Origin of the sequence: Psychrobacter sp. AOP7-B1-24 (genome assembly GCF_052376215.1) — a bacterium.
Lineage (GTDB): Bacteria > Pseudomonadota > Gammaproteobacteria > Pseudomonadales > Moraxellaceae > Psychrobacter.
This window is the reverse complement of record NZ_JBQSVL010000011.1, coordinates 20,228-38,760: the sequence shown is the minus strand read 5'-3', so window position 1 is coordinate 38,760 and position 18,533 is coordinate 20,228. Positions and strand designations below refer to the sequence as shown.

Below are 18,533 nucleotides of genomic sequence, written 5' to 3'. Positions count from 1 at the left end.
GTATTATTTGAGTCGTTGTACTTATTCATACCTGAGAGCTTCTATGATGTTAAAAAGAAAGTATATAGCCCTTTTTCCAGCTTTGGTTGTAGCTGGATGTGTCAGTCAGCAAGCGATACAAAAAACGAGCAAACCTGTGCGTCAAGGTAATGTTGAAAGTACCCAAACCGAAACTGTGCAAGTTAAACCAACACCGCAGCCGGTAGTTAAGCCTCAACCAGTTGCTAAGCCAAGTTATAACAGTTTTTCTGATTGGAAGTCGGATTTTTCTATGCGGGCGATTGCATCTGGCAATGATGCCTCAACCGTTCGCCGTTTGCTTGACTTGGCGTACTTAAATCAGCAAGTTATTTCGCTAGATTCTGGACAGCCAGAGTTTTCTAAAATGCCATGGGACTATGTTGATTCTGCAGTATCTAGTGGACGTGTGAGTGTTGGTAAGCGTAAGTTTGCTGAGCAACGTGGCTATTTATCGCAATTAGAATCACAGTATGGTGTCAATGCCGAAATTATCGCTGCTATTTGGGGTATGGAGTCTTCATTTGGCGCGGTGACTGGCAGTAGTAGTTTGCCAAGCTCGCTGGCCAGTCTCGCTTATGATGGTCGTCGTCAAGAGTTTGCGGAAACTCAGTTATTGTCACTAGCGACGCTATTACAGCGCGGTGATGTCTCATGGTCACAGCTTGACGGCTCTTGGGCTGGTGGCATGGGACAGACGCAGTTTATTCCAGCCACTTGGCTTAAGCATGGCGTCGATGGTGATGGCAACGGTCATCGCAATCCATGGTCAACCAGCGATGCACTAGCGTCTACTGCCAATTATCTCAGTAACTCAGGTTGGGTTCGTGGTTTAGCACCGTTTTACGAAGCAACCGTTCCGTCTTCATTTGACTATTCAGTGGTCGGCAGCAAACAGTCTGCTGCTACATGGGCAGCAATGGGTGTCGACACGATAGCGGATGTATCGTTAGATGCCAATACACAGATGGAACTATGGCTACCAGCTGGCAAAGACGGTCCAGTGTTATTGCTAAGCCCAAATTTTGATGTGATTAAGGTTTATAACAACTCATCAAGTTATGCCTTAGGTGTGAGCTTACTAGGTAAAGCGCTTGCTGGGCAGGGTGGTCTACAAAAGTCATGGCCACGCTATGAGCGTCCGCTATCGACTAATCAAGTACACAACTTACAGCAGCGCCTGACCAATGCAGGTTACGATACAAAAGGCACTGACGGTATTGTTGGAACCAATACGCGTATGGCATTCCAACGCTGGCAAGCAGATAATGGCCAGACGCCAGATGGTTTTATTACTCAGCGCAGTGCGTCGTCGTTGGCATCATGGTGAAAGAGGTTGTTGGCTTTTATTTTTCATAGCCACTGTTAAAGCCATGCCTTAGTTGATATGCATACCTTTATTAATATGAAGGTCAGTACAACAAAAAAGCACCTTTAAAAGGTGCTTTTTTGCGTTAACCTATGTGTGCTAGTCACCACTATTTATTGTGATATCTGTGATATAAGCAATTTTGATATAGGAAGGGTGGAAGTCAAGCACTAAATAGTGCACGCACTAACGATGTTAAATATGAAGAAATGATATTGGTACAAGAAAAATTGTATTATGAATGATAAACTCTAGATTAGTTGTTTTATCAGTATTAATAACCAGAACAACCAAAAGCTAGAATAACCAAAAAGAGCGTGTCCTTATGATTACCGTGGAAGAGCTACAGTCAGCCATCAAGTTACGCATAGATAATTATAATAATAAAGATTTCCTACTCCAAAATAGAACCACTGCTACTTGTGAGCTGTTGGATAGTCTGAATCAAATACTGGCTCAAACCATTGTCTCATCGTTTGATGTACCCAGACAGAACCTATCTGCGATGGATGGCTATGCGATTGCTCAAGGTAGTAAACTCTTAACAGGCAGCTCAATTGAAATCATCGGAGAGTCTCAGGCGGGCTGCGCCTACATAGGTGAGCTAGCAGCAGGACAAGGCGTACGTATCTTTACGGGCGCAGTGGTGCCAGATAGCTGCGATACCGTCATTATGCAAGAGAACACCGATTTTGCCGCGATAAAAGATACTCTAGATAAATCACAGCCTTATAATATTACGCTCATCCAAACTGCCCAGATTGATAAGAATATTCGCAAACAAGGCGAAGAAATTGAATCGGGCGAGGCTGTCTTAACAGCTGGGAAACGTATCAACCCTGCTGATATTAGCTTGCTAGCAAACTTAGGTATCAGCCACGTCCGTATATTTGAACCGCTAACAGTAGGCGTTCTCGCGACTGGTGACGAACTTGTGGCGGTCGGTAACGATTTGACCAGTTTGGCACAAATATATAACTCCAATACGCCGACATTGAAAAGCCTGCTATCAGATCTACCGATTGCCATTCGTGATTACGGTATTATTTCTGATGACTTAGAGCAGACAACGGTCGCGGTCAATAACGCTATGCAAGAGTGTGATGTATTGGTTTCGACAGCAGGTGTATCGGTCGGTGATTATGACTTTTTGACTACAGTTATCGAGCAATTAGGGCAAGTTAATCACTATAAAGTCGCTATGAAACCAGGCAAGCCTTTTGTGTTTGGTGAGCTAAATAAAGGTATTGATAGGCCAGTATTGTACTTTGGTTTACCGGGTAACCCGCTCTCTACCGTGGTTGGCGCGCTACAATTTGTGATACCGGCACTGTGGCAGATGTCTGGTGCGGACTCGTCAGAGCAGCCGATACAGCTGAGTATTCGAGCCACGCTCACTAATGACATTAGAAAGTCAGCCGGCCGCAAAGACTTTCAGCGCGGTTTGTTGACACAAAACGCAGCGGGTAGCTATACCGTTGAGTGTTTCTCCAGTCAGCAGTCTCACAGAATAAAGCAGCTTAGCCGTGCCAATTGTTTTATTGTATTGGATAAAGACAGCGGTAATATCACCGCAAATAGTACGGTTACGGTGCAACCTTTTCCTTGGCTATACACTTAAGACGATCTATTCAATGAATATCTACAGTCATTCAACAGACTTCAAATAGTTAAGTTCTGCTAAATGCAAATAATCAGTAACGTATGAATAGTAAGTAACGTATGAATAATGATAACGTCAAAATAGGCCCTGCCCACTGGTATGTGCCACCATCAGATACGGCCATAGCCGATGACTATGGTCGGTTGTCTATCGCTGCGCCTGTACATGCAGGGCATGCATCTGAATACACCCAGCCTCTGACCGATGGGTTTTCACGTCGTCTGACTTATCTTCGTTTGTCTATTACTGATTTTTGTAATTTTCGCTGTGAGTACTGTTTACCAAATGGCTATCAAGGTAAGCGTCCCGATGATGAGCTAAGTATTCCTGAGATTGCCACATTGATACGTGGTTTTGCCCAAGTAGGGACTAAAAAAGTCAGAATTACTGGTGGTGAACCATCCATTCGTCGTGATGTTGTCGAAATTATTAAAACCATCAAACAGACTAAAGGTATTGAAACGGTTGCTATGACCAGTAACGGCTATAAGCTCGGCAAGCATTTAGCCAGTTGGCAAGCTGCTGGATTGAATCAGCTGAATATCAGTATGGACAGCTTTGATGCCGCGACTTTTCATAAGATGACGGGCTTTGATAGTCTGCCGCAGCTACTTGCCGATATGGACACATTGTTAGAAACGACAGATATCAAGCTCAAAATTAACAGCATTTTAATGGCAGAAACTGCCTTTGAGAACCTGTTGAACGCTATCGATTATGTCAAAAGTAGAAAAGTTACTTATCGTTTTATTGAGTTCATGCAGACCAGTGATAATAGCGACTTATTTTTTGCTCAGCACGCACAGTCTGACAGTATCATTGACTACTTATTAGAGCATGGCTGGCAATCACATGATCGTGGTAGTGATGATGGCCCAGCAGTAGAGTATAGTCATCCCGACTATATAGGGCGTATCGGTATGATTGCGCCTTATGCTGCACATTTCTGTGATACCTGTAACCGCCTGCGAGTCAGTAGCCAAGGTCGTGTGCATTTATGCTTATTTGATCAAGGCAACTATGATATTCGTCCGCATTTACAAACAGGCGATGTGCAAGGGCTTGTGAGTACGTTACATGATTTTATGCCGATTAAACCTGAGCATCACCATTTGCATGACGCTGATAGCGGTATCATGCATAATCTATCTATCATTGGTGGCTAGGGCATGTCTTCAATTCACTTGATAGTCATCTCAATGGGCTAAAAATGGCTGGAATTTTGCCAAACATCGTCAAATAGCTGGTTAATATCCCGATATTATCTGCGCTATTTTCCTTGTCTGACGGCAATTTATCTCATTTTTATCACCATTCTTGAAATGAAGACACGCCCTAGTATTTTAATAACGACATCGCATGTCTATTAAGGAATCATTATGAGCAAACCCGCTGCGGCATTTATCCCGCTTAATATTGCTATTTTAACTGTCTCAGACAGTCGCACGTTGGCAGAAGATACCTCTGGTCAGTACTTGGCAGACAGTCTAGTAGAGGCAGGGCATCACTTGGCAGACCGTAAGCTGATCACCGATGATATTTATCAAATAAGGGCGGTGATTAGTGGCTGGATTGCCGATCCAAGCGTCCATGCCGTTATCACGACTGGTGGTACAGGTTTTTTCATTAGAGACAGTATGCCTGAAGCTGTAAAAGTACTGTTTGATAAATCCATCGATGGCTTTGGTGAAATGTTCCGTTTAATCTCAAAAGATGAGATTGGCATGTCGACTGTACAGTCTCGTGCAGTGGCAGGTATGGCAAATGGTACGGGCATATTTTGCTTGCCTGGTTCATCAGGCGCGTGTCGTACGGGCTGGGAAAATATCTTAAAAGAGCAGTTTGACAGTCGTACTCGTCCCTGCAATTTTGTGCCGCATTTTATGGCACAAAACCCAAGCCACGATTGATGTTATCAATGATGAATGCTTTTAACCCTTTGGCTGGTATTGTTGTTTTGGCTGGTGGCGCATCCAAACGTATGGGTACGCCCAAAGCGGAACTTGTTTTGCCAACAGGGGAGCGCCTATTGGATTATCATGTTCGTCATGCACTTGAACTAAATGCAGTGCACACGAATCTGCCTATTATGATTGCAGACAACGGACGCGGCTTTGCAGTTGATGTGGAACTCATGCAAAGCCGACCGCCTTCATCTGTGTTTCATATCTCTGATTATATTGCTCATGAGAGCGATGAGCAGATGGATACGGCTGGTGCATTGGCTGCTATTGAGTCTGCCATGCAAACATTAATAGCTATAAGTAGCTCAGAAGCAAATCAAGTCAGTCCGTCATCATGGCTGCTGGTTGTTAGTTGTGACAGTTTGATACCAGTGACTGACTTGTGGCGCGAATTGCAACAAGTGATTGTTCAAGCCGTTGATAAAAAAGTGATTTGTTTGACGGATGAGCATCATTTATATCCATTATTGGGGCTTTATCGGTTAAGTATTGAGCCTGATTTACAAGCCTATATTGATAACAATCAGCGCCGAGTAATACCGTTTATTAAGCCGATTGTGCAATCTGTACCCTTTGCAAAGAGCTGGCAGCACTTGACCAATTTTAATACTCCTGAAGATTTTGAGCAGGCATGTGTGGCTTTAAGTAATTTATAAAAAAGTCTATCGAGAGAAATTATCAATGAATATTAATAGCCAAGAAACCAACCAATCCACCTTATCCCATCTAGACAGTGACGGTGATATTACCATGGTCGATGTGAGTGGCAAAACCGCCACGACACGCGAAGCTTACGCTGTTGGGCAAGTGCGTTTTCCAAGCGAGATTTATACCCAAATTAAAGCAGCGGATGGCATGACCAAAAAGGGCAGTATTACCCAAACGGCGCATATTGCAGGTATCATGGCGGCCAAGCGTACGCATGACCTTATTCCACTTTGTCATCCATTACCGTTGGATAAGATTGGCTTGAGTTTTGACTATGATGATGACAGTCACAGTATTGATGTGAGCGCAACTGTCAAAGTGACCCATAAAACAGGGGTTGAGATGGAAGCGTTGACAGCGGTCAGTGTGGCTTGCCTGACCATTTATGATATGACCAAAGCACTGTCACATGACATTATTATTGATGGCGTTCGTCTGATTAAAAAGACAGGTGGCAAATCTGATTATCAGCATAAATAAGACTACCAGCATAAATAAATAACATCGTTCAATTTTGTTTGAACATTTGGCGATATAATAAATATGAAGCTCGACAGCTTGTAATGAATGGAGGGTTTTATGAGTACTACGGATGTGATGGATAATACTGATATAGAAAAAAATAGCGAATCATTGATGACTATCAACGTTTTGTACTTTGCAAGCTTAGCTGATGAAGCAGGCTGTTCGCAAGAAACCGTTAGCATAGATCAGTCAGCATCACTCACGGAGTTGTATCAACAGTTGACGCAAAAGCATCGTTTTAGTCGCCCGCAGTCAGATCTACGCGTGGCTGTGAACGATTATTTCGTTAAATGGACAGACCCTATTTATGATGGTGATAGCGTGGTGTTTATCACACCAGTTGCTGGTGGTTAGATAGGTGCTCACTCATACCTAAAAACCTAATCTAAAATAAGTAGAGAAAGTAAATGACAGATAATGTTCACAGTCATTCGATGACTATCAAACGTAGCGTAGATGATGTCTATGCAGTCGCTGAGCGTGATGGCTTTGCGTTATTAGATGTAGCAATTGATGAGGACAGACTCAAAAAGATTCTTGATGATGACAGCTGCGGCGCGTTTGTATGTTTTGAAGGAAGAGTACGCAATCATAATAACGCTACTAGCGTTGATCGTTTGACTTATTACGGTTATGAGGATTTAGCAATCAATCAAGGCCGGGCTATTATAGAAGAGGCCAAAAAACGTTTTGAGATTACGCATGCTATAGCGATACACCGTATTGGTCCTTTGGAGATTGGCGATGTAGCTATCTGGGTAGGGGTCGTTTCTGCGCATCGTTACCCAGCCTTTGATGCATGCCGCTGGATATTAGACACGGTAAAGGCAGATATTCCCGTCTGGAAGCAAGAGTATTATCAGGATGATTCTTCTAAATGGTTGAGCAATAATGGGTAGGTTGACCGTTGCTGTCTCTGTCTTTACTGGTTTAATATTGATGTTAAGCGCCTGTACACCAGATAATACCAATCATAAGGCGGACTCTGTTAATTCAACTGAGCAGACTCCAACCTTACGTATCGCTGCGGCTGCCAATTTGTCTGATGTTTTGCCTGAAATTATTGAGGGTTATCAGGCAGATAAAGCCCTAGATGATCAAAGCATCGATGTGACTTATGCTTCGTCAGGTAAATTATATACTCAGATTAAAGCAGGCGCCCCTTATGATATTTATTTATCAGCCAATCAAGAATTTCCTGCTAAGCTGGCTAAAGAAAAGGCAAGTCAGGTTGATGGTTCTAACGATGCAACCTATCAGCCATTTACTTATACACAAGGTCAGTTGGCGCTGTATAGTGTGCCCAAGCCTTTAGATAAAATCGATACAGCATCTGCATCCCTAGCTGATGTATTGATGAATGACGATAACGCTAAAATAACCATCGCCAATCCCGAGCTTGCTCCGTATGGCACATCGGCAAAAGCATATCTACAATCACAACATATCTATGAGCTTTTAAGTAAGAAAAAACGAATCATACAGGCAGAAAATATCAGTCAAGCTTTTCAGTATGCACATACGGCTAGTGTCGATTATGGTTTTGTTGCGCAGTCACAGCTCGTCGCTATTAAAGCCCAGCCTGAGCAGTTTATAACATTAAAGCCAGATACCTATCCTGCTATTTTACAAGATGGTATCGTAATCAGTGATTCAAATCGGGCGCTAGATTTTACCAGCTACTTACGTTCAGCCGTAGGGCAGCAGTATTTTGTGCAAGCAGGTTATTTGTCCGTGCAGTAATCGAATACACCACCACTTTTATCTTTATCACCAGTAGGGACGAGCAGTGACATTATGATAGATCAGTCGCTTATGTCAGATATGCTAAGTCCACTGTGGGTAAGTGTTAAGCTTGCTAGTGTCACTACCTTATGCTTATTATTATTTGCTACGCCTATAGCCTATTGGCTTGCCAAACCTAGTCGCCACCACTTTGTGGTACGGTTCAAAGTTCTGCTCATGGGCATTATTGCGATGCCGCTCGTTTTGCCGCCTACCGTTATAGGATTTTATCTTTTATTATTGTTCAGTCCCAGTGTGGGAATGGGAAAATGGCTGAGCGAGCATCATATCAGTCCATTGGTTTTTACATTTGAAGGTCTGGTCATCGGCTCCATCATTTATTCCTTACCTTTTTATATCCAGCCTGTCTATGCCCAGTTTTTACGTATTCCGCAAAGCGTGATAGAAGTGGCGCATTTACTAGAGCCTAGCCGTCTAAGACGTTTTATGCGAGTAGCACTGCCACAAGCGCGCGTTGGCATTATCCTTGGTAGCTTAGTCAGCTTTGCCCATACCATTGGCGAGTTTGGGGTGGTGCTCATGATAGGGGGTAGTATCTCGGGGGAGACCAAAGTGGTGTCGATTGCGATATATGAGCAAGTTGAGGCGCTTAACTACGAAGCTGCGCATATGATGTCTGGCATCCTCATTATTATGGGGATGATCTTGGTGGCGTTGATCGCCAGTGTGAATAGGCTGAATCAGCGTTAATAAGGCTGAAATTACCACTTAACGCTTGAGCAGTATGCGGGTCTACAGAGCATCTGCTTTAGCGATGCTCGTTTGGGCGTTTGATACTATCAGGACTTGCTTCATAGATAGCCTCTAGTTCAACCTCTGTTAGATATTTTTCAACAATAGGAAAAAGCTCACGCTCTTCAAAACGAATGTGCTCGTATAGTAATGTGCCAAACTCTCTGACTTGAATGGCGGTTATATTTTTAATATCAGTATTTTTAGAGGTTATTATATTATCCAGCATCTTATGTAGTGCTTTATGTTGTTCATCAAGAGTATCGAGCACTGCTGCGACATCAGGTTTGGATGCTCGATAAGGCTGGAGTGCATGCGCGATGAGGTTGTCTTCAATATGAAAGTGATACTGCATGTCATTCATATAAGCGGTTAGGTTGTCTAGGTACTTCACAATCTCGTCAGGCTCATTTCTGCATTCCTTGGCATGACGAGATAGATTAAGACCGAGATGATGCTGGCGTGATAAAGGTTGTAATTGGTGAGCACGTTTCATAGTCAGATACCTTCAGGGCTGTGAGTATTCATCTTAGTATCACTTTTTAGCACTGTCTAAATCATTTGAATAAGCAAATAAAGCGGGTGCGCCGCCTGTATGCCAAAATAACACACGATCCGTTTGCTTAATTTTACCCGTGCGAATCATATCTATTAGCCCGCCCATTGCTCTGCCTGTATAAACAGGGTCCAACAGTATGCCTTCAGTTTGGGCAGTCAAAGCAATGGCCTCATTTTCTAATGTACCAACCACGCCATAACCTTCTCCGACATAGTCAGCGTTCAGTATTAAATCCGACTTGGAAAACTCATAATCTGCACTGATTAACTCTGCCGTACTATTGGCGAGGGAGAGTGTATATTGATCAAATGGAACTTTGTCCGTCTCACCTTTATCGATATTGATGCCTACTATTTGACAAGGTGAGTTGAATATTTTTTTGCCAAGCATTAGGCCTGCCTGTGTACCTCCAGAGCTCGAAGCAAAAACGATATGCGTAAAAGATAATTGCATACTTTTACGTTGTAACTCTAGCTCTCTAAAAGCTTCTGCAAATGCTAGAGCACCCAACTCGTTTGAGCCACCGTAAGGTACCACGTAGGGGTTTTTTCCTTGATTTATTAATTGTTCGACAATGCTTGGAATATCTTCGCCTTTACGATTAACACCTGCCCAGTGAATATGACAACCAAAAATTTTATCTAATAAAAGGTTGCCACTGGCTTGTTCGGGCTCTTTGCCACCTAAGACTAAGTGACATTCCAGCCCCAAACTCGCAGCAGCAGCGGCAGTCTGTCGGCAATGGTTTGATTGAGCAGCACCCGCTGTAATAATCGTATCAGCACCTTTAGCGAGTGCATCACCAATAATGAACTCGAGCTTTCGCGTTTTATTGCCACCTAGTGCCAGTCCTGTATTGTCATCTCTTTTCATAAAAATGGTAGTGCCATCAAGCTTTTTGCTCAACTTACTAAGCTCAACCAATGGCGTTGGAAAAAATCCTAAGGACTCTCTAGCAATGTGGTCGTAGTTCATATTTTTCTCATTTTATAATAAAAGATATGACAGATAAGTGTGACTCAAACTCACTATTGGTTTTGGACGTCACTGACTAAAGACAAACCAAATAGCCCCATGCAATATTGAATATTAGCATGAGGCTATTTTTAGATAAACAGTTATTTAAAAGTGCAGTTTAACCAATGCACTAGGTGTGTTTTGAGTTTGATCACTACCATATTTATTTTTCCAGTAGCTATATTCCATACCGACTTCTAGGCGGTTATCAATACCCAGTGCATCTTGTAAGTTATATTTTATCTGTGGATTGATATGCAGTTGATCTTTTAGGTCATCGTTGTTAAATGAATAGTCCACATAACCATCAATGACGATGTTGTTTTTCTCCCAGCCATAAGTCAATGTGATTTGTTGGTCATCATCGGTATTGTCATTAAAGGCATGATATATAGACGCGGATGCGTATTTCATACCTGGAATAGGCACATTGAGGTCTGCACCAATACCGACCAGATAGTTGTCTTGGCTAAAGCCCGTACTGTTTGAGCCAAACTCATATTGACCTGCTAAGTTGACTTGTTTGATAAAACTATCATCAAAGGTTTGTAATTTGAATTTAGGCGCGAACTCACCATACGTCTCTTTATATTTATTATTATCACTATCGCTAGCACCTTGATGGCGATCAACAAAGAAAAACACACCGCCCCAAGTGTGGGTAGAGGCATGCTCTAGTGTGACAGTCGTTAATTCACCATCTTCTACTAGCTCATAATCGTCACCATATAGGACAGACAGACTGGTGTCGCTAAAGAGTACCTTAGCATGAGTATTACTCATGGCTCCTAATGCGACAATAGTAACTAAAGCTGTGGTTAGTGGTTTGAGAAAGAATAGATTTTTTTTCATGTTACTTTTGAAGGCTTGGATAGGTAGGGGTAGGCTTGTAGATAAGTTGTAATGCACAGTAGTACTCCTTTATATACAGTCATTGGCCTTAGCAGGCTAGATATCATGGTAGAAATAGCTTTGATGTTCTATCAAAAATCTATCTATATTGCTAAGGAGAAAGCTCAGTCAACTTGCAGTACAAATTAACCATAACGAAGATGAATACGCCAAATATAAGCGTCTTTTATATTGCAAAAAATTTATACAATCACTGTAATTTTGTTGCAACATTTTTTAACACTCCGAAACAGTTAAGCATTTTTTATAATCACTGACAACGATATATTTACTATGAATACAACGTCTTAGAGTGTTCTAAGTTTTTGATATTGGCTAAGTTTTTGATTTAATTAATTTAACTGACCATATGGTCAGGAAAGTTAATTTTGTAAGGAAAAGTGATTATAGATAATAGTTGGGTTGTTTAACGACTGGCGGAAAACAGTGTTGTTAAGGACAAGAAAAAAACGTGATTGATAGAAAGGATGGTGATAAATAGAGGTAGAATGGGCGATATACCCTAGTATGTCAGAATTTTTAGACACAAAAAAACCTCAAACAATCTAATGTTTGAGGCGAAACTTGCTTAAAATCGTAAGTCTAAATTCGTTTTAGCTTTTTACTAAATATGGCGCAGCGGACGGGACTCGAACCCGCGACCTCCGGCGTGACAGGCCGGCATTCTAACCAACTGAACTACCGCTGCTTAGGTCGTCTTTAGCATTTCACCTTTATGAAGAGATCCACTTCGCTAAATAAGTGGTGGGTGATGACGGATTCGAACCGCCGACATTCTGCGTGTAAGGCAGACGCTCTACCAACTGAGCTAATCACCCTTCGAATAATTGCTATGCAATTCATTCAACATCAACCGAGCCCTAAGTTTGTCACTAAGCTCTGCTGCTGTGGATGTGTATTATATAGATTTACACATGGCTGTCAAACGGTTTTTAAAAAAAATAGTAAATAATTTAAAATACTTTATGGATACTATTATTAATAGCATCTTACTTATTGTATTTATTGATATTTTTATAAAGTAGCTTATTGTGGTTGGCTGTTGTTTGATGACCAAAATCTACTATACTGTTGATGCTTTACTGCTTATGCTTTATTTTTTTATTTTGATTTTTGGAGGCGGGCATAGATAATTCTACGGTTGAACAAACCTTTGCGACCTGGTCTTGGGGAGACTTTGCGGGGTTGGGTCTGGTATTGCATATTGTTCTAATGATAGTCATGACGCTACGAGTTGTCTCCGTACAGCGTAATATAGGTGTGTCTATTGCTTGGGTTGCTGTGCTTTACACACTGCCTGTTTTTGGACTTATCGCTTATATACTGCTTGGTGAGCCAATGATTGGGCGGCGCTATCGTGAGCGTGTCGACCAAGCAAGTTTATTGATGAATGATATGGCGCGGCGTGAGAATTTGGTGTTTGATCAAGGTCAAGATTTGTTACCAGATAACTATCGCGGTGTCAGTCAGATAGGTACGCGCTGGACAGGATTAGGCGTGTTTCCCAATCATAGTATGCAGCTATTGACAGATCCTAATACGATCTTTCAGAGATTGATTGAGGACATCCATGCCGCACAGAGCATTATTCTGATGGAGTTTTATATTGTTTATCCAAAAGGACAAGTGTTAGAGGTAATAGAAGCTTTGTCATCAGCAGCGCAGCGCGGCGTAGAGTGTCATATATTGGCTGATAGTGTGGGCAGTTTTAGTTTTTTTAATAGTAGTGCGCATCGTACATTAGAGAAAGCAGGTGTTTTCGTTCATCAGTCGCTGCCAGTGGGGTTATTTAAGACGTTGTTTAAGCGCTCAGATTTGCGCAATCATCGTAAAATCGTGGTTATTGATGAGTATATTGGATATATCGGTAGCTTTAACTTGGTCGATCCGAGGTTTTTTAAACAAAATAAAAACGTTGGGCAGTGGATTGATGTGGCGATACGCACGACCAGTCAACATTCTATTAGTATTACGACAGCCATGGCAATAGTGGTGGCGACGGATATCGGTGCTGAAAATAATGATAACCTACATGCGCTCAACCAGCGAGTAAATGGCTATACTCGTAAGTTATATGTGATGAATCCGACAATTAATGATCTAAACAGTCGGGTGAAGGTGTTAGGTAAAGCAGTTGACTATCATGAGCAACCAGACATTGGCTCTACATCAATTGTAATACCAAAAATGCCTGTCGTAGAGAATGTGCTAGCTCAGCTGATACCTTCTGCACCGCAAGTGACTGCTCATGTCATTTATAATACCTTGGTAACGGTGATTCATCGCGCCAATAAACGCATTTGTATCACTACGCCTTATTTTGTCCCTGATGAAGCATTGTCAGGTGCATTAACGACAGCGGCTAAGCGTGGGGTTGATGTCACAATAATTGTTCCTGAAAAAGTTGATTCTTTTCTGGTGCAGCATGCCTCACAGGCTTATTATCAAGAGCTGCTAGAAGCGGATGTGACCATTGCTTTATTTAAAGGCGGGTTGTTGCATACTAAAACGGTGGTGGTTGATGATGATTACTGTCTGTTCGGTACGGTGAATATCGATATGCGCAGTTTTTATCTTAATATGGAAGTTAGCCTGGCTATTTATACGCCAGAGATGGTTGCTCAAGTGGCTGATTGTCAAGAAGTCTATTTGCAAAATTGCCGATTTTTGAATTTGAAAGATTGGCAGCAGCGCCGCGGTGCAGAGCGACTGTTTGATAATGTTGTGCGCTTGTTTAGTCCTTTATTGTAGCCTTTTTAATTTTAGGGTAAGGTGAGCTGCCCATCTCATTTTTATCACTATGTTTAAAATGAAGACACGCCTTAAAGCAATGACAGATTTTATAGTAATTTTGTTTTTCTTATTATTGACTTACTTCTATACAGGACTCGCTTGACTATGTCTGCATCGTCTGCATCACCTATCACTCCTTTTGATTATATTGCCGATGGCTATTGGCAAGATTTTCTAGCTGGACGTGCTATCGCTGGTGGCATCGCTTATGAAACTGAACTTCGTAATTGCACGTTGGATGAATCGCTAGCCAGTTTACAGCGTGTCGATACACTACTATCACAAATCCGCCGTGAAATGATTAAAGTTGGACAGTGGGACGAAGACACGCTACTCGTTGATGAACGATATCGTAACTTTATGATGTTTTTGGCATTTTATGCCGGACGAGTATTGGCACAGCAATGGCAAAGTACGCCGCATTGGTACGGACAGTTTGAGCTACATAAGCGTTATCCTGAGCTACCTCTTATAACTGATGATTTTTATCAGCATATGGCAGTCATCTACCGTGATGCTTCTGATATTAATAAGACAACGTCATTGTTTTTTGCCCTAGAGCCGATAGGATTGCGTTTATTTGGTCACATTGACAGGCCGTTTGAAGCCGTAAAAGGTGGCCAAGTGGCTAGTGGCTTGTATCAAGCCGTCAGCTCAAATCTGCCAATATCAGATGATGCTCAAGTAGCTCCAGCCGTTAGCTCAGTAAGAGCAGTCATGCCAGCCAAGCCTATCATACAAAATACCAGTAAAAGTACGTCAGAAGATGCTTATTTGGATACGGCAAAGGCAGTCAGTCAAAATGAGGTATTGGAAACAGATTCGTTGACTGATACGCCGGCAGCCAAAGTTGTATTGCCGTCTAAAAACGAAAGTCAGTCTATATTGTCTAAAGTGACATCATCTGTAGAAGAGCCTAAACCAGTAGGCAGTGCTAAACCAAAATATATTGCATCAGCACACCCTACATCAAACTCTATAACAAACGAAACAGAAACAGTGTCTTTATCAGAACAAGTACCTTCATCAAAAACAGCACCCTTATCAAAAAGCGCACCAACGCCAGATATGTTTACGCAGTTGCTTATAGAATTGAATGAGATAGAGGTGGCGCAGACGTCGGGTCATGATGAATACCATCAATCTTCCACCGTGTTAGAGCAGTTTGAACAACACATTGCCAAGCAAACTAAAGCGCGTGCGCAAGTGGTGTTTTCAGAGAGTCAGATGGCTGCAAAGAAAAAAGCACTCTCAAAATTACAAGTGGCTGCTAATGCTGGAAATACTGCTGCAATGCTACGGTTAGCGATGTATGAGTTGCTTAATGAAGGTCTTGCAGCGGACAAAAATGCTTCTGCAGAGTCAGGTACAGCATGGGTTAAACAAGCCGCTAGCAAAAATGATAGCCGTGCACAGCGTTTGTTAAGCAAGATGTACTACCAAGGTATCGGTGTGGTGCAAGATATCGATAATGGCAAATATTGGTTAGAGCAAGCTGCTGAAAATGGTCACACGGAAGCAGCGAAGATTGTCATGCAATGGCAGCAAGCGCAAGCATTAATTACCACACAAAAACAAGAGCAGCACAGTACTAAGCGATACCAGTTATTATTGGTTGCCGTGATAGTCGTTGCATTATTGATAATACTCATTGTTTAAGTGTGATAGCTAAGGTGTATCCTCAATTCAGTCGATAATCCTCTAAATGAGTTGAAAATGGCTAAATCTTGCCAAACGGTGTCAAATAGCTGACTACTTATCTTGATATTATCTGCACTATTTCTCTTGTTTGACGATAATTTATCTCATTTTTATCATCACTTTTAAAATGAGGATACACCCTAAACTGCAGGTCTATGTAAGGTTTTCGGCTACTTGACTAAGACGTGCTATAAAAGTTTATTGTTGAGCGCCAAATTCAGGTAAAATTGGCGCGTTTTTTGCTGCTATTTTTTCCTATTTGATCAATTACTAATCTAGGCTGTTTCATGCCATCTTCTGATACCTCATCTGATTATTCCTCACAAGCAACTGGCTCTGTTGATTCCGTTAATTCTACATCGTTCATGAGACATGCTGTTTATAAACCGCCTGCTTATTATCAACTGGCCATTGGACTACTAAAGCCGTTATATCGACTGCAAGTATGGCGACGATCCCATAAACGAGAAAACTATCAGCAAGAAGTTGAGCAGCGTTTTGGTAAAAACTATCCATCAGTTCCAGTAACCAGTGCCAACGATACTGTTATCGCGGCAATAGCTCAGTCCAATGCTGATAAAGGTATTATTTGGTGTCATGCTGTTTCATTGGGTGAGACCAATACCGTTGCACCGTTACTTGATAAATTGTTGGCTGAGGGTTATCGAATATGGTTGACCAATACCACGCAAACTGGTTTTGCTCGTGGTGCTAGCCGTTTCGCTGATGATATTGCCCAAGGCCGCATGAGTCACAGTTATGTTCCTGTAGACAGTCCTGCCGTGATCGAGCAGTTCTTAGATCATGTAAAGCCTACGGTTGCCTTGTTTGTAGAAACAGAGCTTTGGGCAAATATTTTAACCAAGCTATCCGAGTATCGTATTCCTAGTATCTTGGTGAATGGTCGGCTATCAGCATCTTCGTTTAAAAGTTATCAAAAGATAAATGCAGTTAGTAGCAGTATGATGAAAAATCTGACGTTGATTATTGCGCAAGACAATGACTCTGCTAAACGTTTTCGGCAATTGGGAGCCGATAGCGCACAAATTCGTGTGGCAGGCTCTTTAAAATGGGTGATTAATACGCCTAAAACAAGTATATCTACAACCAATGTTTCTAAAAGCAGTGCTCCTACAAGCAGTATTTCTCAAGCTAACCTCTTGGATAGCGATGAAGTTGTTGCTGAAATGAAGGTGAGCAATGCAGCAGGTGAACGTAGCGAAATACTAGACCAAAAAGTTAAACTGGTGAATGATTTTGGTGTCATTAATCGTCCTGTCTGGGTAGCAGCAAGCACGCATAGCGGCGAAGAAGAGACGGTATTGTCATGGCAAAAACAGCTACTATCTAACCCAGCCCTTGCTAATACACTACTGATTATTGTACCGCGACATCCTGAGCGTTTTGACGAAGTAGCAGTGCTCATTGAAAAATCAGAATTAACGATGACACGGCGGAGTGCAAACGAGGGTATTAACCTTGAGACACAAGTTTATTTGGCTGATAGCATGGGTGAGCTGATGACTTGGTATGCATTAGCCGATGTGGCACTAGTCGGTGGGTCGCTGGTCGATGTCGGTGGTCACAATCCTGTCGAGCCAGCGAGCGTAGCAACACCTGTGATAATGGGTGGTTATACGCAGTCTTGCCAAGTGGTGGTCGATAAATTGTCTGAAGTAGGTGCATTATATCAACCGAATAATACGTTTTACCGTCCTACCGCCTCCGATGGCTTGATAGATGCCAGTGAGAGTAACGATGCGGTACTTATTTATCAACAGCTAGTGTCTTGGTTGAGTAATCTGGAATTGACAAAACAGGCAGGACAAGCTGGCGAGCAAATGACTGTGCAGCAGCAAGCAGTATTGACACGTCAATTTACGATGATTGAAGACGTTATCGAGCAATATGCCAAACAAGAGATACTATGAACTGTATATTATTGCCCGCTACAAGTTTTTCGCATGACTCTGCGCAAATCAGTGAGTCATCGCAGATCAACCATGTCAATAATGTACTCGCCGCCAAAGCTGGCGATACGCTAAAGATTGGTCAGCTAGGTGGTCAGCTAGGCACTGCTATCATTGAAAGTATCCACTCGGATAGTATTCAATTGCGTGATGTTCAACTGATTAGCGCACCACCACCCAAGTTAGACTTAACCGTCATATTGGCACTGCCACGCCCCAAAGTGTTACGACGCTTGATAATGGATATGACCGCGCTTGGCGTGCGCGATATCATTCTTATCAATAGCTATCGAACACAAAAAAGCTATTGGCAAAGTCCAATGCTGGCACGGCTTGACGAGTTTGTATTAGAAGGACTACAACAGGGCGTCGATACGATAGCACCTCGAATCAGCTTAGAAAAACGCTTTAAGCCATTTGTCGAAGATAAGCTGGCAAGTATTATGACCCACCGAGGTATTGTTGCGCACCCTTATAGTGGGCAGTCATTTGCACAGTATTTACGACACCAGCAATCATCATCTCCATCAAAAAAATTACCAAGTTTGGTTTGTATCGGTGCTGAGGGTGGCTGGATAGATTATGAGATAGCAATGCTTGCCGCACAAGGTTGTGAAGCGGTCAATATTGGTTCGCGTATCCTACGCACAGAAGCCGCCGTGAATGCTATCTTAGGGCAGTGGCTGCTACAGTGAACCTCAAAAAAAGAACCCTACAAAAAGCTCAAGAAATAGTAAAAAATCTATGACTGTTTAGATTTTAATAACCGGCAAATGTATGGTTTAAATAGCTATCA

At 42.2% G+C, this 18,533-nt stretch carries 17 protein-coding genes and 2 tRNA genes; 14 read left to right on the top strand and 5 right to left on the bottom strand.

The features are described from left to right. Nucleotides 1-43 precede the first annotated feature (43 nt). From ACT3QP_RS04125 to modB, 10 genes are all read left to right on the top strand, one after another. Entirely contained in the window at nt 44-1,348 is a 1,305-nt protein-coding gene (locus ACT3QP_RS04125; protein ID WP_444524573.1) for a lytic murein transglycosylase, read from the top strand. Nucleotides 1,349-1,712: 364 nt separating this feature from the next. Then, nucleotides 1,713-3,008, top strand: a complete 1,296-nt coding sequence (locus tag ACT3QP_RS04120) for a molybdopterin molybdotransferase MoeA (RefSeq protein WP_444524572.1) — start codon at nt 1,713-1,715, stop codon at nt 3,006-3,008. A gap of 101 nt (nt 3,009-3,109) precedes the next feature. Continuing rightward, nucleotides 3,110-4,216: a GTP 3',8-cyclase MoaA gene (gene moaA / locus ACT3QP_RS04115; RefSeq protein WP_444524571.1), complete on the top strand. Its 1,107-nt coding sequence runs from the start codon at nt 3,110-3,112 to the stop codon at nt 4,214-4,216. A 213-nt stretch (nt 4,217-4,429) separates the two neighbouring features. Further along, the gene (moaB, locus tag ACT3QP_RS04110) at nt 4,430-4,960 is read left to right on the top strand and encodes a molybdenum cofactor biosynthesis protein B (protein WP_444524570.1); all 531 of its coding nucleotides are present in this window, start codon (nt 4,430-4,432) and stop codon (nt 4,958-4,960) included. 8 nt (nt 4,961-4,968) lie between these two features. Next, a complete protein-coding gene (mobA, locus tag ACT3QP_RS04105) occupies nt 4,969-5,670 on the top strand; it encodes a molybdenum cofactor guanylyltransferase (protein WP_444524569.1) in 702 nt (233 codons plus the stop codon). A 25-nt stretch (nt 5,671-5,695) separates the two neighbouring features. Further along, on the top strand, nt 5,696-6,202 hold the full coding sequence (gene moaC, locus ACT3QP_RS04100; RefSeq protein WP_444524568.1) for a cyclic pyranopterin monophosphate synthase MoaC: 507 nt from the start codon (nt 5,696-5,698) through the stop codon (nt 6,200-6,202). 99 nt (nt 6,203-6,301) lie between these two features. Continuing rightward, entirely contained in the window at nt 6,302-6,601 is a 300-nt protein-coding gene (locus ACT3QP_RS04095) for a MoaD/ThiS family protein (RefSeq protein WP_444524567.1), read from the top strand. 53 nt (nt 6,602-6,654) lie between these two features. Beyond that, entirely contained in the window at nt 6,655-7,146 is a 492-nt protein-coding gene (locus ACT3QP_RS04090; protein WP_444524566.1) for a molybdenum cofactor biosynthesis protein MoaE, read from the top strand. Beyond that, complete coding sequence (modA, locus tag ACT3QP_RS04085) at nt 7,139-7,990, top strand: molybdate ABC transporter substrate-binding protein (RefSeq protein ID WP_444524565.1); 852 nt, start codon at nt 7,139-7,141, stop codon at nt 7,988-7,990. The genes ACT3QP_RS04090 and modA overlap by 8 nt, the downstream gene beginning before the upstream one ends. A gap of 54 nt (nt 7,991-8,044) precedes the next feature. Then, nucleotides 8,045-8,743 (top strand): molybdate ABC transporter permease subunit, encoded by a 699-nt coding sequence (modB, locus tag ACT3QP_RS04080; RefSeq protein ID WP_444524564.1) that lies wholly within the window; start codon nt 8,045-8,047, stop codon nt 8,741-8,743. Between the two features lie 58 nt (nt 8,744-8,801). On the opposite strand, the gene ACT3QP_RS04075 is transcribed toward modB, so the two are convergent. The 5 genes from ACT3QP_RS04075 to ACT3QP_RS04055 all read right to left on the bottom strand — a co-directional run bounded on the left by ACT3QP_RS04075 (nt 8,802) and on the right by ACT3QP_RS04055 (nt 12,091). Next, nucleotides 8,802-9,281 carry a hemerythrin domain-containing protein gene (locus ACT3QP_RS04075; RefSeq protein WP_444524563.1) on the bottom strand — a complete coding sequence of 160 codons (480 nt, stop codon included), beginning with the start codon at nt 9,279-9,281 and terminating at the stop codon, nt 8,802-8,804. Between the two features lie 39 nt (nt 9,282-9,320). Beyond that, nucleotides 9,321-10,319: a D-cysteine desulfhydrase family protein gene (locus ACT3QP_RS04070; RefSeq protein WP_444524562.1), complete on the bottom strand. Its 999-nt coding sequence runs from the start codon at nt 10,317-10,319 to the stop codon at nt 9,321-9,323. Between the two features lie 147 nt (nt 10,320-10,466). Next, entirely contained in the window at nt 10,467-11,144 is a 678-nt protein-coding gene (locus ACT3QP_RS04065; protein WP_444524561.1) for a DUF5020 family protein, read from the bottom strand. A gap of 740 nt (nt 11,145-11,884) precedes the next feature. Then, nucleotides 11,885-11,961 (bottom strand) — tRNA-Asp (locus ACT3QP_RS04060). Nucleotides 11,962-12,015: 54 nt separating this feature from the next. Then, nucleotides 12,016-12,091 (bottom strand) — tRNA-Val (locus tag ACT3QP_RS04055). A gap of 295 nt (nt 12,092-12,386) precedes the next feature. Here ACT3QP_RS04055 and ACT3QP_RS04050 point away from each other — a divergent pair. From ACT3QP_RS04050 to ACT3QP_RS04035, 4 genes are all read left to right on the top strand, one after another. After that, complete coding sequence (locus ACT3QP_RS04050; RefSeq protein ID WP_444524560.1) at nt 12,387-14,024, top strand: cardiolipin synthase; 1,638 nt, start codon at nt 12,387-12,389, stop codon at nt 14,022-14,024. Between the two features lie 147 nt (nt 14,025-14,171). Further along, a complete protein-coding gene (locus ACT3QP_RS04045; RefSeq protein ID WP_444524559.1) occupies nt 14,172-15,725 on the top strand; it encodes a tetratricopeptide repeat protein in 1,554 nt (517 codons plus the stop codon). A 329-nt stretch (nt 15,726-16,054) separates the two neighbouring features. Beyond that, nucleotides 16,055-17,698 (top strand): 3-deoxy-D-manno-octulosonic acid transferase, encoded by a 1,644-nt coding sequence (locus ACT3QP_RS04040; protein WP_444524558.1) that lies wholly within the window; start codon nt 16,055-16,057, stop codon nt 17,696-17,698. Next, the gene (locus ACT3QP_RS04035; protein ID WP_444524557.1) at nt 17,695-18,432 is read left to right on the top strand and encodes a 16S rRNA (uracil(1498)-N(3))-methyltransferase; all 738 of its coding nucleotides are present in this window, start codon (nt 17,695-17,697) and stop codon (nt 18,430-18,432) included. The genes ACT3QP_RS04040 and ACT3QP_RS04035 overlap by 4 nt, the downstream gene beginning before the upstream one ends. The last annotated feature ends 101 nt before the right edge of the window (nt 18,433-18,533 follow it).